19 protein-coding genes are annotated in these 23352 nt (G+C 62.2%); 1 reads left to right on the forward strand and 18 read right to left on the reverse strand.

Translation table 11 applies throughout. The features are described 5' to 3' along the window. Positions 1-349: 349 nt before the first annotated feature. The 11 genes from phoR to NCS00_RS09910 form a co-directional block, all read right to left on the reverse strand. Entirely contained in the window at positions 350-1663 is a 1314-nt protein-coding gene (phoR, locus tag NCS00_RS09860; RefSeq protein ID WP_008342027.1) for a phosphate regulon sensor histidine kinase PhoR, read from the reverse strand. 63 nt (positions 1664-1726) lie between these two features. After that, on the reverse strand, positions 1727-2428 hold the full coding sequence (phoB, locus tag NCS00_RS09865; protein ID WP_008342029.1) for a phosphate regulon transcriptional regulator PhoB: 702 nt from the start codon (positions 2426-2428) through the stop codon (positions 1727-1729). A gap of 45 nt (positions 2429-2473) precedes the next feature. Further along, positions 2474-3178: a phosphate signaling complex protein PhoU gene (phoU, locus tag NCS00_RS09870; protein WP_008342031.1), complete on the reverse strand. Its 705-nt coding sequence runs from the start codon at positions 3176-3178 to the stop codon at positions 2474-2476. Between the two features lie 38 nt (positions 3179-3216). Beyond that, positions 3217-4077 carry a phosphate ABC transporter ATP-binding protein PstB gene (gene pstB, locus NCS00_RS09875; protein ID WP_008342032.1) on the reverse strand — a complete coding sequence of 287 codons (861 nt, stop codon included), beginning with the start codon at positions 4075-4077 and terminating at the stop codon, positions 3217-3219. A 15-nt stretch (positions 4078-4092) separates the two neighbouring features. Next, positions 4093-4980, reverse strand: coding sequence for a phosphate ABC transporter permease PstA (gene pstA / locus NCS00_RS09880; protein WP_008342035.1), 888 nt, complete (start codon positions 4978-4980; stop codon positions 4093-4095). Next, entirely contained in the window at positions 4980-5963 is a 984-nt protein-coding gene (gene pstC / locus NCS00_RS09885; RefSeq protein WP_008342037.1) for a phosphate ABC transporter permease PstC, read from the reverse strand. Before pstC ends, pstA begins: the two co-directional genes overlap by 1 nt. A 126-nt stretch (positions 5964-6089) precedes the next feature. Continuing rightward, complete coding sequence (gene pstS / locus NCS00_RS09890) at positions 6090-7121, reverse strand: phosphate ABC transporter substrate-binding protein PstS (protein ID WP_008342038.1); 1032 nt, start codon at positions 7119-7121, stop codon at positions 6090-6092. A 221-nt stretch (positions 7122-7342) separates the two neighbouring features. Next, positions 7343-8704 carry a phosphoglucosamine mutase gene (gene glmM, locus NCS00_RS09895; protein ID WP_008342040.1) on the reverse strand — a complete coding sequence of 454 codons (1362 nt, stop codon included), beginning with the start codon at positions 8702-8704 and terminating at the stop codon, positions 7343-7345. Between the two features lie 113 nt (positions 8705-8817). Next, on the reverse strand, positions 8818-9618 hold the full coding sequence (gene folP / locus NCS00_RS09900) for a dihydropteroate synthase (RefSeq protein ID WP_175980486.1): 801 nt from the start codon (positions 9616-9618) through the stop codon (positions 8818-8820). A 209-nt stretch (positions 9619-9827) separates the two neighbouring features. Beyond that, positions 9828-11714, reverse strand: coding sequence for an ATP-dependent zinc metalloprotease FtsH (gene ftsH, locus NCS00_RS09905; RefSeq protein ID WP_008342043.1), 1887 nt, complete (start codon positions 11712-11714; stop codon positions 9828-9830). A 185-nt stretch (positions 11715-11899) separates the two neighbouring features. Next, positions 11900-12562: an RlmE family RNA methyltransferase gene (locus tag NCS00_RS09910; RefSeq protein ID WP_008342044.1), complete on the reverse strand. Its 663-nt coding sequence runs from the start codon at positions 12560-12562 to the stop codon at positions 11900-11902. Between the two features lie 285 nt (positions 12563-12847). On the opposite strand from NCS00_RS09910, the gene NCS00_RS09915 reads away from it, so the two are divergent. After that, complete coding sequence (locus NCS00_RS09915; protein ID WP_034473509.1) at positions 12848-13384, forward strand: YhbY family RNA-binding protein; 537 nt, start codon at positions 12848-12850, stop codon at positions 13382-13384. 56 nt (positions 13385-13440) lie between these two features. Here the strand turns inward: NCS00_RS09915 and NCS00_RS09920 are convergent, their stop codons facing one another. The 7 genes from NCS00_RS09920 to gloB all read right to left on the reverse strand — a co-directional run bounded on the left by NCS00_RS09920 (position 13441) and on the right by gloB (position 23336). Next, positions 13441-13956: a DUF4149 domain-containing protein gene (locus tag NCS00_RS09920; RefSeq protein WP_008342046.1), complete on the reverse strand. Its 516-nt coding sequence runs from the start codon at positions 13954-13956 to the stop codon at positions 13441-13443. Continuing rightward, positions 13956-14432 carry a transcription elongation factor GreA gene (greA, locus tag NCS00_RS09925; protein WP_008342047.1) on the reverse strand — a complete coding sequence of 159 codons (477 nt, stop codon included), beginning with the start codon at positions 14430-14432 and terminating at the stop codon, positions 13956-13958. Before greA ends, NCS00_RS09920 begins: the two co-directional genes overlap by 1 nt. Positions 14433-14546: 114 nt before the next feature. Then, positions 14547-17801, reverse strand: coding sequence for a carbamoyl-phosphate synthase large subunit (carB, locus tag NCS00_RS09930; protein WP_034473511.1), 3255 nt, complete (start codon positions 17799-17801; stop codon positions 14547-14549). 33 nt (positions 17802-17834) lie between these two features. Further along, the gene (gene carA, locus NCS00_RS09935; protein WP_034473546.1) at positions 17835-18977 is read right to left on the reverse strand and encodes a glutamine-hydrolyzing carbamoyl-phosphate synthase small subunit; all 1143 of its coding nucleotides are present in this window, start codon (positions 18975-18977) and stop codon (positions 17835-17837) included. Between the two features lie 337 nt (positions 18978-19314). Then, on the reverse strand, positions 19315-20577 hold the full coding sequence (locus NCS00_RS09940) for an MFS transporter (RefSeq protein ID WP_420912058.1): 1263 nt from the start codon (positions 20575-20577) through the stop codon (positions 19315-19317). Positions 20578-20673: 96 nt separating this feature from the next. Beyond that, the gene (locus tag NCS00_RS09945; protein ID WP_033537087.1) at positions 20674-22320 is read right to left on the reverse strand and encodes a transglycosylase SLT domain-containing protein; all 1647 of its coding nucleotides are present in this window, start codon (positions 22318-22320) and stop codon (positions 20674-20676) included. 164 nt (positions 22321-22484) lie between these two features. Beyond that, positions 22485-23336, reverse strand: coding sequence for a hydroxyacylglutathione hydrolase (gene gloB, locus NCS00_RS09950; protein ID WP_250440003.1), 852 nt, complete (start codon positions 23334-23336; stop codon positions 22485-22487). Positions 23337-23352: the final 16 nt, after the last annotated feature.

Here is a 23352-nt window from a genome sequence, read left to right on the forward strand (position 1 = left end):
GCCGCCCAGCGATCCAACGCGCACATCAAGGCGTTTTGCGACCGCCTGCGCGCCAGAGGCAAAAAGACCAAAGTCGCCTTCGTCGCAGCAATGCGCAAGATGCCCACCCAGCTCAACGCCATGATGCGCGACGGCACAACTTGGAATCCCCCAAAACCATGATCCTTACCAACTCAACCCTTGACGCTCAATACAGTTACTTTCTTTGCAGCAGCAAAGAAAGTGACTGCCGCCCCGCACAGGGGCAGTGCTAATAGACCGACGCGAAAACAGGATTCTACGAAAGCGGAAGCAAACAAGCACAAGCCCGACACGACAACGGGATCCGGCGACAATCACCAGAACCCACTCAAGCCGCAAGCGACTTCCTAAACGCTGTCCGCGACCCCGGAAACCTCACGATAAACATACTCCCCTTCCCCACTTCGCTTTTAACGTCGAGCTCTGCACCGTGCCGTTGCAGCACATGCTTGACGATGGCAAGCCCAAGCCCTGTCCCCCCCGTATCCCGCGACCGGCTCCGATCCACTCGATAAAACCGCTCCGTCAAACGCGGAATATGCTCCGCAGGAATCCCGAGCCCCGTATCCCGCACCGTGAAAACCGCACGATCCTTCATGCGCTGCCACGTCACCTCGATGGTCCCGCCATCAGGCGTATAACGCACGGCGTTGGTCACGAGATTGCCGAGCGCGCTCATCACTTCGGTCTCGACGCCCGCAACCGTCAGCGCATCGTCGCTATGAAACGTGATGCGATGGCGCCCGTTCGACAGATTGTTCGCGTCGTCTTCCAAATGACGCAGCACGGCGCGCATATCCAGCAGTTCATCGCCAGGCGGCCGCATGTCGCCTTCGAGATTCGCGAGCACGAGCAGATCGCGCACGATGTTCTGCATGCGCGACGCCTGCTGCTCCATCATGTCGAGATAACGCATGCGATCGGCTTCATCGAGCGGCAACTCACGCATGGTTTCGAGAAAGCCGGATAGCACGGTAAGCGGCGTCTTCAACTCATGCGAGACATTGGCGACGAAATCGCGGCGCATCGAATCCGTGCGCTCCAGTTCGGTAATGTCTTGCGTCAGAAGCAGCTTGCGATTGTCGCCGTACGGAAACACCTGCACCGAAACCGTGTATTTGCGATTCACGCCCATGCCGCGCATCACGAGCATCTCTTCGTAGTGGTGCGCGTTCAGATAGCGGACGAAATCGGGATTGCGCACGAGATGCGTGATGTGCTGGCGCAAGTCGCGCTTCGCATCGAGACCGAAGTGCTTCTCGGCGATGTCGTTACACCACTCGATCTGATCGTGATCGTCGAGCATCGCGACGCCGTTCGGTGACGCCTGGATCGCCTGAATGAAGCGCGCATGCTGTTGCTCGACCTGACGCACTTGCGCGTGCCAGCGCTTCGCGAGCTTGTGCAGGCGATAGTAGATCTCGCCCCAGATGCCGAGGGCGCTCGGCACCTCGCCGTAGACCGGCGCTTCGAGCAGACGCCAGAGGCGCTGCATGTGATACGTGACGAAGAAGCCCTGCACGACGAGCATGAGCACCGCGAAGGCAAGCGCGATGCGCAAGCCCGCGAATGCGCCGATCGCGGCGCAGAGCGCGGCGAGCAGCGCGAGGGACACGATCGCACGCGTCCAGATGATGTTCATGTTGTCGGTGAGTCTGAGTGACGTTGATGCGGCAAGTTAAAGCGGATAACGTTGAAGCAGAACTCAGGCGCTCTTCGCAAGCCGGTATCCGCTGCCGCGCACCGTTTCGATCATAGCATCGCAACCCGCCGGCTTGAGCGCAGCACGCAGACGCTTGATATGCACATCGACCGTGCGCTCTTCGACGAACACGTGATCGCCCCACACCTGATCCAGCAATTGCGTGCGGCTGTGCACGCGCTCAGGATGCGTCATGAAAAAGTGCAGCAGGCGAAATTCCGTCGGACCGAGATCGAGCTTGATGTCGTTGCCCGAATGACTCGCCGCCACGCGATGCGTCGCCGGATCGAGACGCAGCCCGTTGATCGCGACGACGTCTTCGGTCAACTGCGGCGCGCGCCGGCGCAACACCGCCTTGATGCGCGCCATCAGTTCCTTCGGCGAGAACGGCTTCGTGACGTAATCGTCCGCGCCGATTTCGAGGCCGAGCACCTTGTCCTGCTCGTCGCCGCGCGCTGTCAGCATGATGATCGGAATGTGCTTCGTGCGCTCGTTGTTGCGCAGCTCTCGCGCGAACGCGATGCCCGACTTGCCCGGCAACATCCAGTCGAGCAACACGAGATCGGGCAGCACGTCGCTGATCAGGTTTTGCGCCTGTTCCGCGTTATACGCACGAATCGGGCAATGTCCCGCATGTTGAAGGTTCACCGAAATCAGTTCGGAGATCGCGGGTTCGTCTTCGACGACGAGGATACTGCTGGGCATCGGCACCTCTTGACCTTTTGCTTGAAATGAAACGATTGCGCGCGATTAACTCAGCGCCTCACGTTCGAGCTGATCGCGCGAAATATGCCGCACGTCGGTGCCCTTGACGATGTAGATGATGAACTCAGCGATGTTCTTCGCGTGATCGCCGATGCGCTCCACCGCTTTCGCGATGAACAGATAATCGAGGCCCGCCGAAATCGTGCGCGGATCTTCCATCATGTACGTCACGAGCTTGCGCACGAAGGCGCGGAATTCCTCGTCGATGGCCTTGTCGTCGCGCACGATCTGCGCGGCGGCAACCGTGTCGAGACGCGCGAACGCATCGAGCGCGCGGCGCAGGATCGATACCGCCATTTCGCCCGACAGCTTGATCTCGGCGATGTTCACCGTGCGGCCCGCGCCGTCTTCGTTGATGCGCTTCACGCGCTTGGCGATCTTCTCCGCTTCGTCGCCGGCGCGTTCGAGATTCGTGATCGTCTTCGAGATCGCCATCAACAGACGCAAGTCACGCGCAGCCGGCTGACGGCGCGCGATGATGTTGCTGCACTCTTCGTCGATCTCGACTTCCATCATGTTCAGACGCGCTTCGGCCGCGATCACCTGATCCGCGATGCCGATGTCGAATTCGTTCAGCGCCTGCATCGCCGCGATGATCTGCGACTCGACCAGACCGCCCATTTCCAGCACTTTCGACGACACCGCGTTGAGATCGGCGTCGAACTGGCTCGAAAGATGTTTATCGGACATATATGCTCCTTAAGCCTTCTGTTTCACCTGGCTGACGATCAGCCGAAGCGGCCCGTGATGTAGTCTTCCGTTTCCTTGCGGGCCGGCTTGATGAAGATCTTTTCGGTGTCGCCGAACTCGATCAATTCACCGAGATACATATAGGCAGTGTAGTCCGAACAACGCGCCGCCTGCTGCATGTTGTGCGTGACGATGACAACCGTGTAATCGCTTTTCAGTTCGGCGATCAGCTCTTCGATACGGCCCGTCGAAATCGGGTCGAGCGCCGAGCAAGGTTCGTCCAGCAGCAGCACTTCCGGACGAATCGCGATGCCGCGCGCGATGCACAGACGCTGCTGCTGGCCACCCGACAGACCGTAGCCGCTTTGCTGCAACTTGTCCTTTACTTCGGTCCAGAGCGCGGCTTTCGTGAGCGCCCATTCGACGCGGTCATCCATTTCCGAGCGCGACAGTTGCTCGAACATCTTCACGCCGAACGCGATGTTGTCGTAGATCGACATCGGGAACGGCGTCGGCTTCTGGAACACCATGCCGACGCGCGCGCGCAGGAGCGAAATATCCTTCGTCGTGTCGAGCAGGTTCGTGCCGTCCATCAGGATTTCGCCTTCGGCGCGCTGCTCCGGATAAAGCGCATACATCTTGTTGAACGTGCGCAGAAGCGTGGACTTGCCGCAGCCCGACGGACCGATGAACGCCGTCACTTTCTTCTCGGGAATGCGCAGGTTGATGTTCTTCAGCGCGTGATACTTGTTGTAGAAGAAGTTGAGGTTGTTCACCTCGATCTTCGGCTTGATGGAATCGGCAGGCTGCGAACTGTGCGTCGGGCGCACGCTGCCCGGCACCGGTCCGCGCTCGATCTGCTTTTCCTGGTGGTTGACACCGCTTTCGACCATGTTCATGGAATCACTCCACCCTTATTTCTTCGAGAAGATCGCGCGCGCCAGGATATTCAGACCCAGCACGCCGAGCGTAATCAGGAACACACCGGCCCACGCGAGCGATTGCCACTGCGGGAACGGACTCATCGCGAACTTGTAGATCGTCACCGGCAAATTGGCCACCGGCTGGTTCATGTCCCACGAGAAAAATTGATTCGACAGCGCCGTGAAAAGCAGCGGCGCGGTTTCGCCCGCGATACGCGCGACCGCCAGCAACACGCCCGTCACGATGCCGCCCACCGACGCCTTCAGCGTGATCGACATCACCATCTTCCACTTGGGCGTACCGAGTGCGAACGCGGCTTCGCGCAATGCGTTCGGCACGAGCTTCAGCATGTTTTCCGTCGTGCGGATCACGATCGGAATCTGCAGCAGCGCCAGCGCGATCACGCCGGCCCAGCCCGAGAAGCGGCCCATCTTCGCGACGACGATCGCATACACGAAGAGACCGACGACGATCGAAGGCGCCGACAGCAAGATGTCGTTGATGAAGCGCGTGACGCTCGCGAGCCAGCGCTTCTGGCCGTACTCCGCGAGGTAGACGCCCGCGAGAATGCCGAGCGGCGTGCCGACGAACGTTGCGAGCACGACGAGCATCAGCGAGCCGACGATCGCGTTGGCGAGACCGCCGCCATCGGTGTTCGGCGGCGGCGTCGATTGCGTGAACAGATCGACCGACAACCCGCCGATGCCGAGCCTGAGCGTCGTGAAGAGAATCCACACGAGCCAGATGAGGCCGAAGGCCATCGCGGCGAGCGAGAGCGTCAGCGCAACCGCGTTCGTGCCGCGGCGGCGGCGCTGCAGCTTCTGACGCGTGGCTTCCACGCGGCTCGAATCCTGGTTGAACGTAGCGGGACGGCTCATTATTTACGGCCCTCCCCGCGTTCCATGCGCAGAAGCATCAGCTTCGAGAGCGCGAGCACGAAGAACGTGATGACGAAAAGAATCAGACCGAGCTCCATCAACGCCGACGTATGCAGGCCCGGACTCGCTTCCGCGAATTCGTTCGCGAGCGCCGAGGTGATGCTGTTGCCGGGCGAGAAGAGCGACACGTTGTCGAGCAGGTTCGTATTGCCGATGACGAACGTCACAGCCATCGTCTCGCCGAGCGCGCGGCCGAGGCCGAGCATGACGCCGCCGATCACGCCGGCGCGCGTATAGGGCAGCACGATCTTCCACATGACTTCCCACGTCGTGCAGCCGATGCCGTATGCCGATTCCTTCAGCAGCACGGGCGTCACTTCGAACACGTCGCGCATCACGGATGCGATGTACGGAATGATCATGATCGCGAGAATCACGCCGGCGCACAGAATGCCGATGCCGATCGGCGCGCCTTGAAAGAAGATGCCGATCAGGGGCACGTCGCCGAGCAGCTTGCCGAGGGGCTTTTCGAAGTATTGCGCGAAGATCGGCGCGAACACGAGCAGGCCCCACATGCCGTAGACGATCGACGGAATCGCCGCGAGAAGTTCGATCGCGACGCCGAGCGGACGGCGCAGCCACGCGGGCGACAGTTCGGTCAGAAAGAGCGCGATGCCGAAGCTCACCGGCACCGCGATGATGAGCGCGATGATCGACGTCGCAATCGTGCCGTAGATGGGCACGAGCGCCCCGAACGAGTCGCTGGGCGGATCCCATTCCGAACGCCAGAGGAACGAGAGGCCGAATTTCTGAATGGTCGGCATCGACGCGATGATCAGCGAAACGATGATGCCGCCGAGCAGGAGCAGCGTGATGACAGCCGCAAGCCGCGTCACGCCGCCGAAAATGATGTCGCCGATGCGGCTCGGCGCGCGCTGCGTATGCGCCGCCGGCACGGCCGACGATAGGTTGATGTCCGACATGGGAGCCTTGGTTTCGCTACGTGTCAGACCGCGCGGCGAACGTTGGCTCGCCGCGCGGCTTCCTTGCTGCGTTGCTGTCCCGCGAATCAGAAGCTTAGGACAGTTTCAAACGACTGCTTGCTTCCCTTATTCCGCGACCGCCTTGCCCGATGCGTCCTTGACCTTCGCCTTCCATTGCGTCTTGATTTCGGCGACGACCGAATCCGGCAGCGAGATATAGTCGAGATCGTTCGCAGCCTGGCCGCCGTTCTTGAACGCCCAGTCGAAGAATTTCAGCGTTTCCGTGCCCTGCGCCGGCTTCTCTTGCGTCGCGTGCAGCAGCACGAAGGTCGCGCCGACGATCGGCCATGCGTTCTTGCCCGGCTCGTCCGTCAGAATCTGATAGAACGACTTCGACCAGTCCGCGCCCGCTGCCGCTGCCTTGAACGTGTCGGTCTTCGGCTCGACGACCGTGCCGGCCGAATTCTTCATGCCGACGTAGGTCATCTTGTTCTGCTTCGCGTACGCCCATTCGACGTAGCCGATCGCGCCCGGCAGACGCTGCACGAATGCCGCGACGCCGTCGTTGCCCTTGCCGCCCGTGCCCGTCGGCCAGTTGACCGTCGAACCTTCGCCGACCTTCGACTTCCACTCGGTGTTCACCTTCGACAGATAGTTCGTCCAGATGAAGCTCGTGCCGGAGCCGTCGGCGCGCCGCACGACCGCGATGTCCGTATCCGGCAGCTTGACCTTCGGGTTCAGCGCGGCGATTTCCGGGTCGTTCCACTTCTTGATCTTGCCGAGGTAGATGTCGCCGAGCACCTGGCCCGATAGCGTCACTTCGCCAGCCTTCACGCCCGGCACGTTGATGACCGGCACCACGCCGCCGACGACCGTCGGGAACTGGAACAGGCCGTTCTTCGCGAGTTCGTCGTCTTTCAGCGGAGCGTCCGAGCCCGCGAAATCCACGGTCTTCGCGATGATTTGCTTGATACCGCCCGACGAGCCGATGCCTTGGTAGTTCACCTTGCCGCCGCCCGTTTTCTGGTAGGCGTCCGCCCACTTCGTGTAGATCGGCGCTGCAAAGGTGGAACCCGCGCCGGTGATGTCGGCTGCTTGAGCGGAGATGGCGAACACTGCACCAATCAGGCCGGCCAGCGCGGTTTGCATCAATTTCATTCTTAATCTCCAGTAGTGAGCGTGTGTCGCGTGAGCGTGTAGACGACACCGCGAAATATAGGAGGAGTCTGTGACAGTAATATGACTAATCGTGAAGCCAGCATGTCAATGCGCTTACGTGCTGAAAGTTTGATCACAGCCGATCCGTCAAGCCAGCGGCGCAAATAAAAAAGCGGGCCGAAGCCCGCTTTTAGCGAAACGCGACGAACTTCAGTGAACGCCTACGAAGTCGCGTCCTTTACGACCTGCGCAATCGTTTCCGCGTATCGAACCGCGTCCTGTTGCGCCGATGCTTCCACCATCACGCGCAAGACCGGTTCGGTTCCCGACGCGCGAATCAAGACGCGGCCGTGCGATTGGAGGGATTGCTCGGCTTGCTCGACCGCGCGGCGAATCGCGGCGCTGCCTTTCCAGTCCGCGCCCGCGCTCATCCGCACGTTGATGAGCTTTTGCGGGAACAGGCTGACGCCGCGAAGCAGATCGGCGAGCGACTTGCCGCTGCGCTGGATCGCTGCTAGCACGAGGAGCGCCGAGACGATGCCGTCGCCGGTCGAGTGACGGTCCAGCGAAAGGATGTGGCCCGAGCCTTCCGCGCCCAGCAGCCAGCCGTTCTCGCGCAATTTTTCGAGGACGTAGCGGTCGCCGACCGCCGCGCGCACGAACTGCACGCCCGCCTCCTTCAGCGCCACCTCGACGGCCATGTTGGTCATCAGCGTGCCGACTGCGCCTTCCACCTTGCCATCGGTCGCGATGCGATCCTTGACCAGCACGTAGAGCAATTCGTCGCCGTTATAGAGACGGCCGGACGAATCGACGACCTGCAGACGGTCCGCGTCGCCGTCGAGCGCGATGCCGATATCCGCCTTGTGCTCGACCACCGCGCGCACGAGCGCGTCCGGGGCGGTCGCGCCAACGCCGTCGTTGATGTTGAAGCCGTTCGGCGACACGCCGATCGACACGACTTCCGCGCCGAGTTCATGGAAAACGTGCGGCGCGACGTCATATGCGGCGCCGTGCGCGCAATCGACGACGAGCTTCAGACCGCGCAAGTCGAAACTCGCGGGAAAGGTGCTCTTGCAGAATTCGATGTAGCGTCCGCCTGCATCATCCAGACGCCGGGCTTTACCGAGGCGCTCGGAAGGCGCGCATTCCATCGGCTGCTCGAGCTGGCGCTCGATTTCCAGTTCGACTTCGTCGGGCAGCTTGTTGCCGTCGGCGGAGAAAAATTTGATGCCGTTGTCGTCGTACGGATTGTGCGACGCGCTGATCACGACGCCCGCCGACAGCCGCAGTGCACGCGTCAGATAGGCGACGCCAGGCGTCGGCATCGGGCCGGCCAGCATCACGTCGACACCCGCCGCCGAAAAGCCGGATTCCAGCGCGGCTTCGAGCATGTAGCCCGACACGCGCGTGTCCTTGCCGATCAATACCGTCGGACGATTGCCCTTCTTTTGCTGTGCGCGGTCGGCGCCCGCAAGCACCTTTCCGGCCGCGTAGCCGAGCTTGAGTACGAAATCCGGCGTGATCGGCGCGACGCCTACGCGGCCGCGGATGCCGTCGGTTCCAAAATATTGACGTGCCATTGTTGCTTGACCCTCCTCGCGACCGTTCGGCGCATCGTATCGGTCCACGATTTTAGTTAATGAGTTCTATCGGCGCGCGCCTGCGCCCAAATTGCTGATGAATGAGGCCAGTGTCAATAATGCCCATTCCCGGCAGCATTCTTTGTTGCCTGCCAGACTTTCAGCGCATCGACGGTTTCGGCGACATCGTGGACGCGGATGATGGCCGCGCCCCGCTCTGCCGCGCACACCGCCGCGGCGACGCTCGCCGCGAGCCGCTCGCCCGCGCCGCGTCCGGTGACGGCGCCAAGCATCGACTTGCGCGACATGCCCGCGAGCAACGGAAAGTTCGTCCCGGCGGGCGACGTGTCCGTGAGATGCGCGAGCAACGCGTAATTATGCTCGACCGTCTTGCCGAAGCCGTAACCCGGATCGAGACTGATGCGGTCTGTCGCAATGCCCGCGCGCCCGAGTGCGGCGACGCGCTCCGCGAAGAACGCGCGCACGTCGGCGACGACGTCTTCGTACACCGGCTCGTGAAGCTGCATTGTGCGCGGCTCGCCGAGCATGTGCATCACGCAAAGTCCGCAGTTGCTGCCCTTGACGGCGTCGATCGCGCCGTCCTGACGCAAGCCCCAGATGTCGTTGATCATGTCCGCGCCGGCGTCGAGCGCGGCGCGCATCACGGCTGGTTTGTACGTGTCGACGGAAAGCGGCACTCGAACGGCGCGCAATGCCTCGACTATCGGCACCACGCGCTCGAGTTCCTCGTCGAGCGGCACGGGCGGCGCGCCGGGACGCGTGGATTCACCGCCGATATCGATCATGTCGGCGCCGTCGGCGAGCATCTGCTCGGCGCGAGCCAGTGCGGCGTCGCGCGAAATGAAGCGGCCGCCATCGGAGAACGAGTCCGGCGTAACGTTGAGAATGCCCATGACGAGCGGGCGGTCGAAGGTCAGCGTGAAGCGTCCGCATTGGAGCGGCGCGGCTGAAATCGGGGATGGGGTTGAAGTGGCCAAGCGGATAGAACGGAACGGAGGGACGGAGACGGCGCCGCGTTCAGCACCTGATTAAAAACGGACGCCATAAAGTGAAAATGGGCCGGCGTGCTATGCACACCGGCCCATGAACTCATGCAGGAAACTCAGGCCGTTGCCGGCGCGTTGCCCGGTTTGACCTCGGTGCCGCTGCTACCACCGGATGGCGTGTCGCCGGACGGCGGCGGCATGTTCTTCGGCGGACGCGGCGGACGATCCGACATGATGTCGCCAATCTGGTCCGCGTCGATGGTTTCCCATTCGAGCAGCGCCTTGGTCATCGCTTCGACCTTGTCGCGGTTGTCTTCCAGCAGCTTCCGGGCGAGCGCATATTGCTCGTCGAGGATGCGGCGGATTTCCGCATCGACCTTCTGCTGCGTGGCTTCGGACACCGACTTCGCGCCCATCTTGCCGAACATGCCGTTGTCTTCCGTATCGACGTAGACCATCGTGCCGAGCACGTCGGACATGCCGTAGCGCGTCACCATGTCGCGCGCCATCTTCGTTGCGCGCTCGAAGTCGTTCGACGCACCGGTCGACATCGAATTCAGGAACACTTCCTCCGCTGCGCGGCCACCGAACAGGATCGCGATTTCCTCCAGCATCTTGTCGCGATACAGGTTCACGCGGTCATGCTCGGGCAACTGCCACGTAACGCCCAGCGCCCAGCCGCGCGGCATGATCGTGACCTTGTGCACCGGATCGGCATGCGGAAGCAGCTTCGCAACCACCGCGTGACCCGACTCGTGGTATGCCGTATTGCGACGCTCTTCTTCGCGCATCACAGCCGATTTGCGCTCCGGACCCATGAAGATCTTGTCCTTCGCGTCCTCGAAATCCTGCATCTCGACGATGCGCTTGCCGCGACGCGCCGCGAACAGCGCAGCCTCGTTCACGAGATTCGCGAGATCGGCGCCCGAGAAACCCGGCGTGCCGCGCGCGATGACCGATGCATCGACGTCGTTCGCGATAGGCACCTTGCGCAGGTGCACCTTCATGATGTGCTCGCGGCCGCGGATATCCGGCAGACCGACATAGACCTGACGGTCGAAACGGCCCGGACGGAGCAGCGCCTTGTCCAGCACGTCCGAACGGTTCGTCGCCGCGATCACGATCACACCGGAATTCGCCTCGAAGCCGTCCATCTCGACGAGCATCTGGTTCAGCGTCTGCTCGCGCTCGTCGTTGCCGCCGCCCATGCCGGCGCCGCGATGACGGCCAACCGCGTCGATTTCGTCGATGAACACGATACACGGCGCATGCTTCTTCGCCTGCTCGAACATGTCGCGCACACGAGCCGCGCCCACGCCGACGAACATTTCGACGAAGTCCGAACCCGAAATGCTGAAGAACGGCACTTTCGCTTCGCCCGCGATGGCGCGCGCCAGCAGCGTCTTACCGGTTCCCGGCGGGCCGACCAGCAGCACGCCGCGCGGAATGCGTCCGCCGAGCTTTTGGAATTTCTGCGGGTCGCGCAGGAAGTCCACGAGTTCCGAGACTTCTTCCTTGGCTTCGTCGCAACCCGCGACGTCGGTGAAATTGATTGCGTTGTTGTTTTCGTCGATCAGCCGCGCTCGCGACTTGCCGAACGAAAACGCCCCGCCTTTGCCGCCTCCCTGCATCTGCCTCATCATGTAGAACCAGAAGCCGATGATCAGGATCGTAGGTCCGAGGTAGTACAGCGCGGAGACGAGCGCATTCGGTTCATCGTCAGCCTTGCCGCTGACCTGAACGCCGTATTTCATCAAGTCGCCGACCATCCATATGTCGCCGGGCGACACGATCTGGTACTTCTGGCCGTCGTTCGGAGTGACCGTCAGATTGCGGCCCTGAACGGTGACGTTCTTGACTTTGCCGTTCTTCGCGTCGTCCATGAACTGCGAATAGGACACACCTTCCTGGACGCGGGGCTTATCGAACTGCTTGAACACCGTAAACAGCACCAGTGCGATCACGAGCCACACTGCCGCTTTAGAGAACATATTGTTGTTCAAAGCACCACTCCTCACTCATAGACGGGCGCCTACATAAACCTTGCGACGCCACCAAAGCATTCTAATCCAGACCGCTAACCCCTGCCATAAGGTTTAACTACCGCACAAATAGCGGCAGAGAGGTTTTTTTCGGCATATTCCGCGAAAATATCGCCGTAATTCGCCGAATCGCTCGAGCGGGCCGTTCAGTTCGGTTGCTTGAGCCGCCGCCCGAGAATAAAAGTCTCCGACGATTTGTCGCGAGAAGCTTTCGGCTTGCGTGGCGCAACCACCTTGAACTGTTGCTTGAACTTCTCAACGATCTGGCTGTATCCGCTGCCGTGAAAACATTTGACCAGCAGCGCACCCTCCGGTTTCAGATGGTTCTGCGCGAACTCCAGCGCCAGATCGCATAGATGCTCGATGCGCGCGGCATCCGCACTCGCCACGCCTGAGAGGTTGGGGGCCATGTCGGAGATTACAAGGTCCACCTGACGCTCGCCGACGATTTCATCGAGTTGCGCAAGCACTTCGTCCTCGCGAAAGTCGCCCTGGATGAACGTGACGTCCGAAATCGGCTCCATCGGCAGAATATCCAGCGCGATGATCGTGCCGTCGATGCCGCCCTGGCGCTCGGCATCGCGCTTCGCGCCCTGCGCGAGTTTGTTGCGCGCGTACTGGCTCCAGGAGCCGGGCGTCGAGCCGAGATCGACGATGACCTGACCCGGCTTGATGAGTTTGTCCTGCTCGTCGATCTCCTTCAGCTTGTATGCGGCGCGCGCGCGATAGCCCTCGCGCTGCGCCATCTTTACGTAGGGATCGTTGATGTGGTCATGCAACCACGAATGATTAAAACGGTTCTTTGCCATTCAAACTGAGCTCATGTGGCGCGCTGACAGCACGCCCGGTGCGTATTTTGCTGCATCGCGCGAGGCTTTTAGCGGATAATACGCGTCTTGTCGGCCGGACCGGTCCTCGGCGCGCTCGCGCTCCGAAAACCCGTGCATCCGGCCTGTTCTGTTTCTGGTGGGCGGTGGCGCGACCGATGCGCCGAAGATCCGGCACGAAGCCGTGCGCTTTCGCTGCAGCGTGTTCAAACCGCCTCGCGAATCTACCTCACGCCGCCCACATTTTAGTCGAGTCCGAAATTTCTCATGCCAGCTCTTAAACTCTCCCCCGCCGAACGCGCCGATCTGCGCTCCCAGGCCCATGCGCTCAAGCCCGTCGTGCTCGTCGGCGCGGAGGGTCTGACCGATGCCGTGCTGAAGGAAATCAACGTCCACCTGGAAGCGCATCAGCTCATCAAGGTCCGCGTATTCGGCGACGAACGCGAAGCACGCGTCGAAATCTACGACGAAATCTGCGATCGCCTGAACGCCGCGCCTATTCAGCATATCGGCAAGCTGCTCGTGATCTGGAGACCCGAAGGCGCCGCTCCGAAAACCCGCGCCACCCGCACGCGCAGCACGATGCCTCCGAGCGCAGGCGAAGCCGCCGAACGCGAGACGAAGGGCCGCGCGCCGCGCACGGTGAGGGCAGTGAAAATCACCCGCGATGCGCCCGCGTTCAAGAAACCCAAAAAGCAGACGCTGAAGGTACTGGGCAACGAACGTGTGACCGCCGGCGGCAACGTGAAGCGCGCGAAGAAACGTCAGACCAGCTCGAAGCGCCAGCATCAGACGGTCAAATGATCGAACGGCGCGTGCATTTCCAATGAAACGCACGCGCCGTCCTGAGCAAGCGCGATTCAGCTTCGCGCTCTTTTCGCCGCCACCTTGGCGGATTTCCCCTTCGGCACGATCTTGACGGGCGCCGCGCCCGGCAAGCGCCACACCAGCGCAATGCCGAACAGGCATTCGATCAGATAGATCGCGCTGGATAGGCCGTGCAGAATGCCGAACTCCTTCGCATACGGCGAGCTCGCGAGATCGGTGCCCGCTTCCTGCGCCGCCATTCGCAGCGAGTTCATGAACGGCTGCAAGGCGAAATAGCCGACCAGCACGCACACGAGCATCACCGCGACGATCCACCGCACGCGTTTGTAATCGACGATGCCGCTTTTCACGAAGCGATTGCCGATGAGGATCAGCACCAGCGCGCTGATCACGCCGATGATCGCCTCGATGCGGAAGAGCTGCGCCGCCACCGAGCCCGCCGACGTGCGGTCGAGCATCGAAAAGAGCACGGGCGCAGCGACCAGACCGAGGGTCAGCAGACTGCCGACCCAGACCATGCTGATGGTGCGAAAGAGCCGGTGCTCCATCAGACGTAGCGAACCGCGATGATCTCGTATTCGCGTGCGCCGCTCGGCGCCTGCACCGATGCCACGTCGCCTTCCGACTTCGCGATCAGCGCGCGCGCGATCGGCGAGCTCACGGAGATGAGGCCGTGATCGATGTCGGCTTCGTCATCGCCGACGATCTGATACGTCACCATGTCGCCCGATTCCAGGTCCTCGAGTTCGACGGTCGCGCCGAACACCACGCGACCTTCCGCTTCGACCTGCGTCGGATCGATCACTTGCGCGGCGGCCAGCTTCGACTCGATTTCCGCGATGCGGCCCTCGATGAACCCCTGCTTTTCCTTCGCGGCGTCGTATTCCGCGTTTTCCGACAAGTCGCCTTGCGCGCGCGCCTCCGCGATCGCGTTGATGACCGCCGGACGCTCCACGGCCTTCAGGCGTTGCAATTCGTCGCGCAGCAACTCCGCGCCGCGCTTCGTCAAAGGAATCGTGCTCATAGACCACTCACAAACAATTTCGTCAAAAAAATTACCGCGGTTAAGCGCATCTCCCACAGAGCAGGAGACGCCGCTTAACCGCGGCTCGTGATACTTAGACCAGTAATCGAAGCCTTAGTTTAGGCGAGCATGCAAGCCTTGTAAATCATAGACTTCCAAATCTCGGAGATACCTCAACCCTTCGACCGCCGCGCGCGCTCCCGACATCGTCGTGTAGTACGTGACCTTGTTGGCCTGCGCGCTCATGCGGATCGAGCGCGAATCGGCGATGGCGGCGCGCGTTTCGTCGACGGTCGTGAAGACGAGCGCGATCTCGCCGTTCTTGATCATGTCGACGATGTGCGGACGGCCGTCTTTCACCTTGTTGACGACCTTCACCGGCACGCCTGCCGCCGCGATGGCCGCGGCCGTGCCCTTGGTTGCGACGATCGGATAGCCGAGCTCGTGCAGCATCTGCGCGACTTCGACGGCCTTCGGCTTGTCGGCGTCCATCACGGTCAGAAGCACCGTGCCCGATTCCGGCAGACGCGAGCCCGCCGCGAGCTGCGACTTGAAGAGTGCTTCGCCGAACGTGCGGCCCACGCCCATCACTTCGCCGGTCGAGCGCATTTCGGGTCCGAGCACCGGATCGACCGCCGGGAACTTCACGAACGGGAACACCGCTTCCTTCACGCTGAAGTACGGCGGAATGACTTCCTTCGTCACGCCTTGTGCCTTGAGCTTCTGGCCGACCATCGCGCGAGCGGCGATCTTGGCGAGCGGCAAACCGGTTGCCTTCGACACGTACGGCACCGTGCGCGATGCGCGCGGATTCACTTCCAGCACGTAGATGATGTCCTTCTTGGAGCCGTCGTCTTGCGGGACTTGCTGAATCGCGAACTGCACGTTCATCAGGCCGATGACGTTCAGTGCCTTCGCCATTGCGGCGGTTTGCCGCTTCAGTTCGTCGACGGTTTCCTGCGACAGCGAATACGGCGGCAGCGAGCAAGCCGAGTCGCCCGAGTGCACGCCCGCCTGTTCGATGTGCTCCATCACGCCGCCGATGAACACGTCGTCGCCATCGGAGATGCAGTCGACGTCGCATTCGATCGCGTCGTTCAGGAAGCGGTCGAGCAGCACCGGCGAATCGTTCGACACCTTCACGGCTTCGCGCATGTAGCGCTCGAGGTCGCGCGGCTCGTGGACGATTTCCATCGCGCGGCCGCCGAGCACGTACGACGGACGCACGACCAGCGGATAACCGATTTCCTCCGCGAGCTTCAGCGCTTCGTCTTCGGCGCGCGCCGTGCGATTCGGCGGCTGACGCAGATCGAGATCCTTGAGCAGCTTCTGGAAGCGCTCGCGGTCTTCGGCGGCGTCGATCATGTCCGGCGACGTGCCGATGATCGGCACGCCGTTCGCTTCCAGATCGAGCGCGAGCTTGAGCGGCGTCTGGCCGCCGTACTGCACGATCACGCCGACCGGCTTTTCCAGATCGACGATTTCGAGCACGTCTTCGAGCGTCAGCGATTCGAAGTACAGACGGTCGGACGTGTCGTAGTCGGTGGAAACCGTCTCCGGATTGCAGTTGACCATGATGGTTTCATAGCCGTCCTCGCGCATGGCGAGCGCGGCATGCACGCAGCAGTAGTCGAACTCGATGCCCTGCCCGATCCGGTTCGGGCCGCCGCCCAGCACCATGATCTTCTTCTTGTCGGTCGGATTCGCTTCGCACTCTTCTTCGTACGTCGAGTACATGTAGGCGGTCTTCGTCGCGAACTCGGCCGCGCACGTGTCGACGCGCTTGTACACCGGGCGCACCTTCATTTCGTGACGCTTCTTGCGCACGTCTGCTTGCGTCGAACCGGTCAGCTTCGCCAGACGCCGGTCCGAGAAGCCGCTCTTCTTCAGATACAGCAGTTCGTCACGCGTGAGGCTCGCGAGCGTGCGGCCTTCGAGCGCCTTTTCCTTGAGGATGATCTGTTCGATCTGCGCGAGGAACCACGGATCGATCGACGTCTCTTCGAAGATTTCTTCCATCGTCAGGCCGAGACGGAAGGCGTCACCGAGATACCAGATGCGGTCCGGACCCGGCTCGCCAATTTCGCGGATGACTTCGTCGCGGCTCGTGGTCTTCTCATCGAGACCGTCGACGCCGACTTCCAGACCGCGCAACGCCTTCTGGAACGATTCCTGGAACGTGCGGCCCATTGCCATGACTTCGCCGACGGACTTCATCTGCGTGGTCAGGCGCGAATCCGCTTCGCGGAATTTCTCGAACGCGAAGCGCGGCACCTTCGTCACGACATAATCGATCGTCGGTTCGAACGATGCGGGCGTTTGTCCGCCGGTGATTTCGTTCTTGAGTTCGTCGAGCGTGTAGCCGCACGCGAGCTTCGCGGCGACCTTGGCGATCGGGAATCCCGTTGCCTTCGATGCCAGCGCCGACGAACGCGACACGCGCGGATTCATTTCGATGACGACCATGCGGCCGTCCTTCGGGTTGATCGCGAACTGCACGTTCGAGCCGCCGGTATCGACCCCGATCTCGCGCAGCACCGCGAGCGACGCGTTGCGCAGCACTTGATACTCTTTGTCGGTGAGCGTCTGCGCCGGCGCGACGGTGATGGAATCGCCGGTGTGCACGCCCATCGGGTCGAGGTTTTCGATCGAGCAGACGATGATGCAGTTGTCCTTTTTATCGCGGACGACTTCCATCTCGTACTCTTTCCAGCCGAGCAGCGATTCTTCGATGAGCAGCTCGCGCGTCGGCGAGAGATCGAGACCGCGACGGCAAATCTCTTCGAACTCTTCCTTGTTGTACGCGATGCCGCCGCCCGAGCCGCCCAGCGTGAACGACGGACGAATCACGGTCGGATAGCCGCCGCTGCCGGTCGCTTCGGCGATCTGCTGCTGCACGGCGAGCGCTTCTTCCATCGAATGCGCGATGCCCGACTTGGCCGAACCGAGGCCGATCTTCGTCATCGCGTCCTTGAACTTCTGGCGGTCTTCCGCCTTGTCGATCGCTTCCGGCGACGCACCGATCAGCTCGACCTTGTACTTTTCCAGCACGCCGTGATGGAACAGGTCGAGCGCGCAGTTGAGCGCGGTCTGTCCGCCCATGGTCGGCAGGATCGCGTCCGGGCGCTCTTTCGCGATGATGCGTTCGACCACTTCCCACGAAATCGGCTCGATATACGTGACGTCGGCCGTGTTCGGATCCGTCATGATCGTCGCCGGATTGCTGTTGACGAGGATGACCTTGTAGCCTTCCTCACGCAGCGCCTTGCATGCTTGCGCGCCCGAATAATCGAACTCGCACGCCTGGCCGATGATGATCGGACCCGCGCCGATGATGAGGATGCTCTTGATGTCTGTGCGCTTCGGCATAACTGTGCTCTGTATATTTGCGATGTTCTGTTCTTAGGCTGCGACCTTCTGTGCTTCCATCAGCTTGATGAAGCGGTCGAACAGATACGCGATGTCGTGCGGGCCGGGCGACGCTTCCGGATGGCCCTGGAAGCAGAAGGCGGGCTTGTCGGTGAGCGCGAAGCCTTGCAGCGTGCCGTCGAAGAGCGAGACGTGCGTGACTTTCGCGTTGGCGGGCAGCGTCGACGCATCGACCGCGAAACCGTGGTTCTGCGACGTGATGACCACGCGGCCGTCGTCCATGTCCTTCACCGGATGGTTCGCGCCGTGGTGGCCGGTCTTCATCTTCATCGTCTTCGCGCCGACGGCGAGACCCATGATCTGATGGCCGAGGCAGATGCCGAACGTCGGAATGCCGCGCTCGATGAATTCCCTGGTGGCCGCGATGGCGTAATCGCACGGCTCCGGATCGCCGGGGCCGTTCGACAGGAAGATGCCGTCCGGATTGAGCGCGAGCGCATCGGCGGCGGTCGATTTCGCGGGCAGCACGGTCACGTGGCAACCGCGCTCCGCCAGCATGCGCAGGATGTTGTACTTCACGCCATAGTCGAACGCGACGACGCGAAACTTCGGCGCTTCCTGCTTGCCGTAGCCGCTGCCCAGACGCCATTCGGTCTGCGTCCATTCGTAGGGCTGGTCCGTCGACACGACCTTCGCGAGGTCCATGCCCGCGAGGCCCGGGAACGAGCGTGCGAGCTCGAGCGCTTTCGCTTCGTCATCGGAACCGGCGAGAATGCAGCCGTTCTGCGCGCCCTTCTCGCGCAGGATACGCGTGAGCTTGCGCGTGTCGATGCCGGCGATCGCGACGACGCCTTGCGCCTTGAGATAGTCGGAGAGCGTCTGCTCGGAACGGAAGTTGGATGCGAGCACCGGCAGGTCGCGAATGATGAGGCCGGCGGCATGGACTTTGGTGGCTTCGACGTCTTCGGCGTTCACGCCGTAGTTGCCGATGTGCGGATAGGTCAGCGTGACGATCTGGCGGGCATAGCTCGGATCGGTCAGGATTTCCTGATAACCGGTGATTGCGGTGTTGAACACCACTTCGCCGATCGTCGAACCGGGCGCGCCGATCGATTGACCACGAAAGACCGTGCCGTCGGCAAGTGCGAGAAGTGCGGGGGAAAATGACGGCAACACGGGAAGCTCCTTGGGGAACACCCTGTTACCGACCTGTCTGTCCGAAATTCAGGCTTGGCTTCCCGTCGCTCGAAGAACGAGGGGTTTCCTTCGCGCAGTGTGGCGGCGGCTCGCGAGGCGCGCGTCGCGGTTCGGTTCAGCTCGCTTGCATGGGCAAACGCAGTGACGAAGCGGGCGACTGGCGGCGTGCGGCGCGCGCCGACTGGCGCAGCGAACGACGGTGTGTGGGAGGTAGGCGCTAGGGTGCGGGTTGATGTGCTCAAACCTTCGAATTATAGCGTTAAATTGACACATCTGCCAAATTTGGGAGCGCTCTGCTTGCCTCCCGCCGCCCCGATCACGACGCCGCGTTTTCCACTTCCGCCTCGCGTTCGTGCAGCGCGCGGCCCGGCAACATGTACCAGATCGCGCTCGCCACTTGCAGCGCAATCAGTGCCGCCCACACCGAAATATGCGCCGATGCCGGATAGCGCCCCGCTTCCGCAGGCCAAAGCGACAACATAGTGCCGACCCCGACCTGAAAGCCGAAGATCAGCAGGAAGATGACGAGCGTGAGCGTCGTATTCACGCGTCCCGCCATGTGCGACGGGAAATACTTCGCCGCGACCGCATAACTCAGGATGCCCGTGCCGCCGAATACGCCATACGCGGCGATGAGCGTCGCGGGCGGCAGCGGCACGCGCAGCACCATCAGCAACTGGGTGGCGACGAAAAGCACCATGCCCGCGCCGCAGAACGCGTACACCGACACGCCGCGCCGCTCGAGACTGCGCGCCGCCGCGCCGAAGCCCACCGAGCCGAACATCATCGCGAAACCGAGCACGGAGACGATCGCCGACGAATGCGCGGGCGTGAGATTCATCACGTCGATGAGATAGGGACGGATCCAGAGCGACTGCATCGCGAAGAAGACGCCCTGCGTGACGACCGGAAACGACGCGATCTTCCAGAACGCGGCGCTTCTCATGATGTGCCACGTGCCCTTGAACTGCGTGACGATGTCCGCCTGATGATGCGTATCCGCCTTGCGCGGCGCGAAGAGCGCAATCGCCGCCGCGACGACGAGCGTGAACACCGCGAGCCCGAAGCACACCTGACGCCACGTTGCGAATTGCAGCAGCGCCGACAGCGGCGATCCGACGACGACGCCGCCCAATCCGCCGACGGCCATCGTGAATCCGTTGATGAGCGGCAGGCGCCAGATCGGGAAATGCTGCGCCGACGCCTTGAACGCCGCCGCCAGACACACCGACACGCCCACGCCGATGAGCAGGCGCCCGGACATCAGCCCTGCCAGGCTATTCGAGGCCCCAAACACGCCAATGCCCGCCGCGGCGAACACGAGCATGCCGGCCGTCACACGCGCCGGCCCGAAGTGATCGAGCAGTACGCCGACAGGAATCTGCGCGGCAGCGAAGCCGATGAAGTACAGCGCCGTCAGCAGGCCGAGATCGGCGGCCGACAAGCCGAGTTCGTGCGTGATGAGCGGCGCGAAGCCGAGATTGACGCCGCGGAACACGTACGAGACGAAGTAGCCGGCGGCAAAGAGGATGAAAACGCGGAGACGAACGGTGGACGACATATGAAACGGACGCTTCATCGATTCTTTCGGATCGACAGTTTAGCGGCGTCCGCAAAAGAACACGCCGTCACCTTGGTGACGGCGTGGGTTATCGCGCCGGCAAAACCGCGTGCGTTATTTCTTCTTGCTGCTCTTCGACGTGGCAGCCGGCTTCGCGGTCTTGGCCGCGGCAGCAGGCTTTGCTGCATGCGATGCCGAAGAAGACGACACCTTCGTCACCTTCCCCGACGTATGGGCACTCGTCTTGCCGCCGCGCGATGTCTTCGGCTCAGGTACGCGCGTGCCGATCTTCGACACGCCGCCCGATGAACGGCTCGACGCCGCCACCGTCTCCACACGCGCCGGACCCGGCTCGGCCGGAACCGGTCGGCCATACGGCACATGCAGCACGACCACCTGCCCCGGCATGAACATGTCTCCGCGCGTGCGGTTCCATGCGCGCAACTGTGCCGGCGAAACGTTGTAGCGGTCTGCCAGCGTGCCGATCGACTGCTTGCGGCGCACGCGGATGACGAGCCGGCGCGTGTCGGGCACGTCGCGCTCGATTGCGAGCATCGCATTGGCCGCGACGTCGGCGCTGATGTCTTCGTCGTCATCGTCGGTGCGGGGCACGACGATCGTCGAGCCCGGCTTCAGGCGCATGCCCGCCGGAATGCGGTTGACGGACATCAGCGTGTCAGCGTCCACGCCGATTTTTTCGGCGATCGCCGCCGGACGCGCGCGCTCGGTGACGGTGTACGTCGTCCACGACGACAGCGCGCCCGAGTACGACGAAAGGTTGCGCTGAAACGACGCAGCGTTATCGAACGGCAGCAGAATCTGCGGATTGGTCGCGCCGAGAATCACCGGCTTCGAGAACGACGGATTCAGCGAGCGAAATTCTTCCACGCTCATGCCGGCAAGCTTCGCGGCCATCGTCACGTCGATGTCGCGCGCGGTCGTGACCGTCACGAAATACGGGTGATTCGGGATGTCCGGCAACGTGAGACCGTACATCTGCGGATTGCTCACGATGTTCTTCACGGCCTGCAGCTTCGGCACGTAGTTGCGCGTCTCGTTGGGCATGCGCAGGCTTTCGTAGTCGGTCGGCAAGCCCGCCGCTTCGTTGCGCGCGATCGCGCGCTGCACGTTGCCCTCGCCCCAGTTGTATGCGGCGAGCGCGAGATGCCAGTCGCCGAACATGTCGTGCAGACGCGAAAGGTAGTCGAGCGCGGCAGACGTCGACGCGAGCACGTCGCGGCGCTCGTCCTGCCACATGTTCTGCTTGAGGTTGTAATCGCGGCCGGTGCCCGGCATGAACTGCCACATGCCCGCGGCCTTCGCGACCGATAGCGCCTGCGGGCTGTATGCCGATTCGATGAACGGCAGGAGCGCGAGCTCGGTCGGCATATGCCGCTGCTCGAGTTCCTCGACGATGTGATACAGATACTTCTGCGAGCGCGTGGTCATGCGCTCGACGTAATCCGGGCGTTGCGCGTACCAGTTGACCTGCATGTCGACGAGGTCGCTTTGCAGATCGGGAATCTGGAAGCCGCCGCGGATGCGGTTCCAGAGATCGGACGAACCCGCGAGCGAAGTCACGGGCGTCTTGTCGACGTTAATGGTTTCCTTGGCTGCTGCGGTGCGGCGAATCGTGTCGGCGACTTGTTGCGGCGAAGCGTTGGAGTTGGCTGTTGCTGTAATTGGATCTGACGCCGTAGGTCCTTGGCTCGCGCACGCGGCGAGCATCAGGACGGACAGCGCGCTAAGGGTTAGTCGCATGGAGAACGTCTCTGCTTCCAAAAGATGATGCTTGGAAATTTGCAGCCGATAGTACGGAACAGCACTTAAGACGTCAATAAGAATGCGCGCAAAACCCCTGCAAAATCCTGCATCTAACGTCGATTCCAACGTTTCGGTTGAAGTTAGCCCCAAATAGGTTCGGGTTAGCGGAACTTATCCTTCCAGCCGCGCATCATTCGAAACGCTTCGAGCCGGTCCGAAACGGGCGCGCCGAATTGCGACGCAAGCGTTGCGTGGATCGCCGGGACGTCCGCACGCAGGAACGGATTCACCGTTTTTTCGTGGCCGATGGTCGTCGGCAAAGTCGGCTTGCCGGCGGCGCGCAACGCCTGCGCGTCCTCGCTCCAGCGCAGTAGCGCGGTGTTGTCCGGCTCGCACGCGCGTGCGAACTTGATGTTCGACAGCGTGTACTCGTGCGCGCAGTGAACCTGGGTGTTGTCCGGTAGCGCGGCGAGCGCGTCGAGCGAACTGAGCATCTGCTGCGGCGTGCCCTCGAAAAGACGGCCGCAGCCGCTCGCGAAGAGCGTGTCGCCGCAGAAAAGATGCGGCGTGCCGTTCGGATCGCCCGCCTGGAAATAGGCGATGTGTCCGGCCGTGTGACCCGGCACGTCGATCACGGAGAGTTCGAGCGCCGGCTTGTCGATGCGCACCCTGTCGCCGCCGGTGACGCGCTGCGTCAGATGCTCGATGCGCTCGCCAGCCGGGCCGTAGACGGGAATCCCACCCTCTGCCGTTCGGCTATCGATGAGTGCTTTCACGCCGCCGACGTGGTCGTGGTGATGGTGCGTGAGTAAAATAGCGGTCAGCCGCCAACCACGTTTGGCCAGATAGGCCTCGACGGGCGCGGCGTCGCCGGGGTCGATCACGACCGCATCGCGCGAGTCCGACACGAGCCAGATGTAGTTGTCCTCGAATGCCGGGACCGGCACGTATTCGAGTGCATCGAGTGCATCCTGGGCAGGCGATTTCTTGGCAAGCGAATTCATGGCGATCATCTATGCGGCAATCCGA

It is taken from the genome of Caballeronia sp. AZ1_KS37 (genome assembly GCF_023631165.1).
Classification (GTDB): Bacteria; Pseudomonadota; Gammaproteobacteria; order Burkholderiales; family Burkholderiaceae; genus Caballeronia; species Caballeronia zhejiangensis.

Coding starts and splice junctions, on each gene's coding strand:
- phoU (WP_008342031.1), bottom strand. CDS start 3,178: ATGTCCGATAAACATCTTTCGAGCCAGTTCGACGCCGATCTCAACGCG.
- NCS00_RS09910 (WP_008342044.1), bottom strand. CDS start 12,562: ATGGCAAAGAACCGTTTTAATCATTCGTGGTTGCATGACCACATCAAC.
- glmM (WP_008342040.1), bottom strand. CDS start 8,704: ATGGCACGTCAATATTTTGGAACCGACGGCATCCGCGGCCGCGTAGGC.
- pstB (WP_008342032.1), bottom strand. CDS start 4,077: ATGAACATGGTCGAAAGCGGTGTCAACCACCAGGAAAAGCAGATCGAG.
- pstS (WP_008342038.1), bottom strand. CDS start 7,121: ATGAAATTGATGCAAACCGCGCTGGCCGGCCTGATTGGTGCAGTGTTC.
- phoB (WP_008342029.1), bottom strand. CDS start 2,428: ATGCCCAGCAGTATCCTCGTCGTCGAAGACGAACCCGCGATCTCCGAA.
- NCS00_RS09920 (WP_008342046.1), bottom strand. CDS start 13,956: ATGGAGCACCGGCTCTTTCGCACCATCAGCATGGTCTGGGTCGGCAGT.
- NCS00_RS09940 (WP_420912058.1), bottom strand. CDS start 20,577: ATGAAGCGTCCGTTTCATATGTCGTCCACCGTTCGTCTCCGCGTTTTC.
- gloB (WP_250440003.1), bottom strand. CDS start 23,336: ATGATCGCCATGAATTCGCTTGCCAAGAAATCGCCTGCCCAGGATGCA.
- phoR (WP_008342027.1), bottom strand. CDS start 1,663: ATGAACATCATCTGGACGCGTGCGATCGTGTCCCTCGCGCTGCTCGCC.
- greA (WP_008342047.1), bottom strand. CDS start 14,432: ATGAGCACGATTCCTTTGACGAAGCGCGGCGCGGAGTTGCTGCGCGAC.
- folP (WP_175980486.1), bottom strand. CDS start 9,618: ATGGGCATTCTCAACGTTACGCCGGACTCGTTCTCCGATGGCGGCCGC.
- pstA (WP_008342035.1), bottom strand. CDS start 4,980: ATGAGCCGTCCCGCTACGTTCAACCAGGATTCGAGCCGCGTGGAAGCC.
- NCS00_RS09915 (WP_034473509.1), top strand. CDS start 12,848: ATGCCAGCTCTTAAACTCTCCCCCGCCGAACGCGCCGATCTGCGCTCC.
- pstC (WP_008342037.1), bottom strand. CDS start 5,963: ATGTCGGACATCAACCTATCGTCGGCCGTGCCGGCGGCGCATACGCAG.
- NCS00_RS09945 (WP_033537087.1), bottom strand. CDS start 22,320: ATGCGACTAACCCTTAGCGCGCTGTCCGTCCTGATGCTCGCCGCGTGC.
- carB (WP_034473511.1), bottom strand. CDS start 17,801: ATGCCGAAGCGCACAGACATCAAGAGCATCCTCATCATCGGCGCGGGT.